4 protein-coding genes are annotated in these 3,244 nt (G+C 65.4%); 2 read left to right on the top strand and 2 right to left on the bottom strand.

Features of this window, described 5'->3' with window-relative positions; all coding sequences use genetic code 11:
- Positions 1 to 756: VWA domain-containing protein (locus tag QZ186_RS11585; protein ID WP_296416999.1), on the top strand; the 756-nt coding region annotated here is incomplete at its 5' end.
- On the opposite strand, the gene QZ186_RS11580 is transcribed toward QZ186_RS11585, so the two are convergent.
- A complete protein-coding gene (locus QZ186_RS11580) occupies positions 757 to 1,644 on the bottom strand; it encodes an MlaD family protein (RefSeq protein ID WP_296416997.1) in 888 nt (295 codons plus the stop codon). It lies immediately after the preceding gene.
- Between the two features lie 5 nt (positions 1,645 to 1,649).
- Positions 1,650 to 2,459 carry an ABC transporter ATP-binding protein gene (locus tag QZ186_RS11575; RefSeq protein ID WP_296416995.1) on the bottom strand — a complete coding sequence of 270 codons (810 nt, stop codon included), beginning with the start codon at positions 2,457 to 2,459 and terminating at the stop codon, positions 1,650 to 1,652.
- 28 nt (positions 2,460 to 2,487) lie between these two features.
- On the opposite strand from QZ186_RS11575, the gene QZ186_RS11570 reads away from it, so the two are divergent.
- Positions 2,488 to 3,244, top strand: a 757-nt coding sequence (locus tag QZ186_RS11570; protein WP_296416994.1) for a gluconeogenesis factor YvcK family protein, incomplete at its 3' end; no start/stop codon positions are given.

The following is a 3,244-nucleotide window of genomic DNA, read 5'->3' as shown; positions in this document are numbered from 1 at the left end:
AAACCGATGCTGCCCCGTGGCCCGGTGAAGCGCATTGCCGTTGACGCCACGCTGCGGGCCGCAGCGCCCTACCAAAAAACCCGGCGTGAGCGGGAACCGCACCGCAAGGTTGTGGTGGAGGACGGGGACCTGCGGGCCAAGCAACTGCAGCGCAAGGCCGGTGCCCTGGTGATCTTCCTGGTGGATGCCAGCGGATCCATGGCCCTCAACCGGATGCAAAGCGCCAAGGGCGCCGTGATCCGGTTGCTGACCGAGGCCTACGAGAACCGCGACGAAGTGGCGCTGATCCCCTTCCGCGGCGAGGCCGCCGAAGTGCTGCTGCCCCCGACCCGCTCGATCACCGCCGCACGGCGGCGGCTGGAGTCCATGCCCTGCGGCGGTGGCTCGCCCCTCGCCCATGGCCTCTCCCAGGCCGCTCGGGTTGGGGCGAATGCCATGGCCACCGGGGAACTGGGCCAGGTCGTGGTTGTCGCCATCACCGATGGCCGGGGCAACGTGCCCCTCAGCCGCTCCCTCGGTCAGCCCCAGTTGGAGGGGGAAGAGCCCGTGGATCTCAAGGAAGAGGTCAAGCAGGTGGCCAGCAAGTACCGCTCCCTGGGCATCAAGCTGCTGGTGATCGACACCGAGCGCAAGTTCATCGGCAGCGGCATGGGCAAGGACCTGGCCGACTCCGCCGGCGGCAAGTACGTCCAGCTGCCCAAGGCCAGCGATCAGGCGATCGCCGCGATCGCAATGGAGGCCATCAGCGGGGTCTGATCAGCGTTTGGCTTCGGTCTTCTCGGGATAGACCTCATCGAAGAAGGCCCCCAGGCCAATCGCCACGCTGCGCAGGCCATCCATGAAGCGCTTGTCGGAGGTGAGCTTGTTGATGTCACCTCCCACGCGATCCAGGGTTGCGGTGAGGTCCTCCAGGTTGGCGACTGTGCCCTTGAGCTCGCTCAGGGTCTTGGGGTTATCCAGAACCCGCACGAAGTTGAGGATGTGGGCCGTGGAGTCGTTGAGGTTGTTGATCGTCGGCTGGACATCACGAACGGTGGTCCGAAGATCACCGATTAGGGCCTGACCGTCAGTCATGAACGCCGTTGCTTCCTTGGCCGTGGTGTCGATGCTGCTGATCGTGGTGGCGAGCTTGGGAATCAGCTTTTCCTTCTCCGCCTGATCCAGCAACTGCTGCAGCGTGGCCGTCACCTGGCTCAAGGTCGCCGCGCTCTTGCCCTGAATCACCGAGCCATTGCAGACCGTCAAGGCGCGGTTGCAGTTGATCGCTTTCGGGCCGGGGGTCCCCTTCGGCAGCGGCTTAATCGGCGCCGTGAGTGCCACCACAGCATCCCCGCCGAGCAGCGAAGCCGCTTCCACCCGCGCATCGAGGGGCTGAGGCAGCTGAAGGTTGGGTTGATTGATATCGATCTGCACTTCCACGGCCGTGGCCGTGGCGGTGACCTCCTGAACATGGCCGACAGTGACCCCGCGATAGGTCACAGCCGAGCGGGGGGCCAGTCCGGCAGCATCCGCAAAGTTCGCCTGGAATCGCCAGGTGCGATTGCTCACCGACACCCCTTTGAGCCAGAGCCAAAACAACCCAGCCGAGCTCACTGCCGCCAGCAGCGTGAAGCCGACGATCGCTTCTTTGACACTGCGGCGCATCGGGTTTAGAGCTCCGCGGGTTGCATCGGCCCGCTGAGACTAGCCGTGCGGAACTGAAGCACATAGGGATTGGTTGTGGTCCGAAAGTCCTCCACAGTTCCTTGCCAGCGGAAGAGGCCGTCGTAGAGCAACACCACCCGATCGGCGGTGCGCTCAATCGTGCTCATCACGTGGCTCACCACCACAGAACTCCCACCCGCGATTTGAGTCGTGTGAACGATCAAATCTTCAATCCGCGTGCAGGCCACTGGATCCAGACCTGCCGTCGGCTCATCGAAGAGCAGCAAGGGGACCTTCCCCACGGGCTGACTGGGATCACTGATCACAGCGCGGGCAAAGCTGACCCGCTTCTGCATGCCGCCACTGAGCTCACCGGGATAAAGATCCTCCGTACCGGAGAGCCCCACGGCCTCCAGGGCCTCGGCCACCCGCTGGCGGATCTCCCGTTCGTTCAAGCGACTGAAACGATCCAGCAAAAAGCCCACGTTCTGGCGCACGGTCAAGGACGCCAGCAGCGCCGGGTTCTGGAACACCGTGCGCACGTCCGGGGGGTTGCGCTGATCCAGCCGCAGATAGGTCTGCTGCACCCCATGGATCTGCAGGCGACCGCTGCTGGGCAGGAGCAAACCCGAGAGCAGACGCAGGATCGTCGATTTACCGGCACCCGAGGGGCCCACCACCGCCAGGCGCTCGCCCGCATTCAGGGTCAAATCGACGTCGCTCAGCACGGTGTTGCGACCCCAGCGCACACTGACGTCGTCCATCTGGACCACTGGGGTGGTGGATTGCACCGGATCCTTCACGAATGGGGGCATCTTGGCGGTTTCTCCGTAACCTGGCCCCATGCCGGCTCGAGGACAGCGCAGGGGGAATCGCTCGAGACCTCGCCCGAGCTGGGTCGGCAAGGGAGATCTGCGCCAGAAAGACCTGGTCAGCCGCTCCAAGCGCGCCGCCCGCTGGCTGCAGCCCGGGCTGGTGGTCAAGCGCTGGATGCTGACCTCCGGGATTGGCCTGTTCCTGCTGTTCCTGGGAGGAGCCGTTTGGGCCGACCTGCAGCCGATCTACTGGCTGCTGGAGTTCATCCGCTGGTCCCTGGCCAACATCACCACGGTCCTCCCCCGCGAGATCACCGGACCGCTGGTGCTGGTGGTGGGCGGCGGACTGATCTGGCTCGGGCAAAGCCGCAGCTTTGGGGCGATCCAGCAGGCGCTGGCGCCCGATCGCGACACCCTTCTGGTCGATGCTCTGGCCGCGAAGAGCCGCCTGAACCGCGGCCCCTCGATCGTGGCCATCGGCGGCGGCACAGGGCTCTCCACCCTGCTGAGCGGGCTGAAGCGCTACAGCAGCAACCTCACCGCCATCGTCACCGTCGCCGATGACGGCGGCAGCTCAGGGGTCCTGCGCCGCGAACTCGGCGTTCAACCCCCAGGAGACATCCGCAACTGCCTGGCGGCCCTGGCCACAGAAGAACCCCTGCTGACACGGCTCTTCCAGTACCGCTTCCGCGCGGGCACTGGCCTCGAAGGCCACAGCTTCGGCAACCTCTTCCTCTCTGCCCTGACGGCCATCACCGGCAGCCTGGAGGGGGCCATCACCGCCA

Origin of the sequence: Vulcanococcus sp. DEBay_Sum29NL08_54, assembly GCF_017859255.1 — a bacterium.
Lineage (GTDB): Bacteria > Cyanobacteriota > Cyanobacteriia > PCC-6307 > Cyanobiaceae > Vulcanococcus.
Note: the sequence above shows the minus strand (reverse complement) of the source record. Positions and strands in the feature narration are given on the sequence as shown.

Bases quoted from the DNA above. Each gene is read 5' to 3' on its own strand.
- QZ186_RS11580 (WP_296416997.1), bottom strand. From the start codon at position 1,644: ATGCGCCGCAGTGTCAAAGAAGCGATCGTCGGCTTCACGCTGCTGGCG.
- QZ186_RS11575 (WP_296416995.1), bottom strand. From the start codon at position 2,459: ATGCCCCCATTCGTGAAGGATCCGGTGCAATCCACCACCCCAGTGGTC.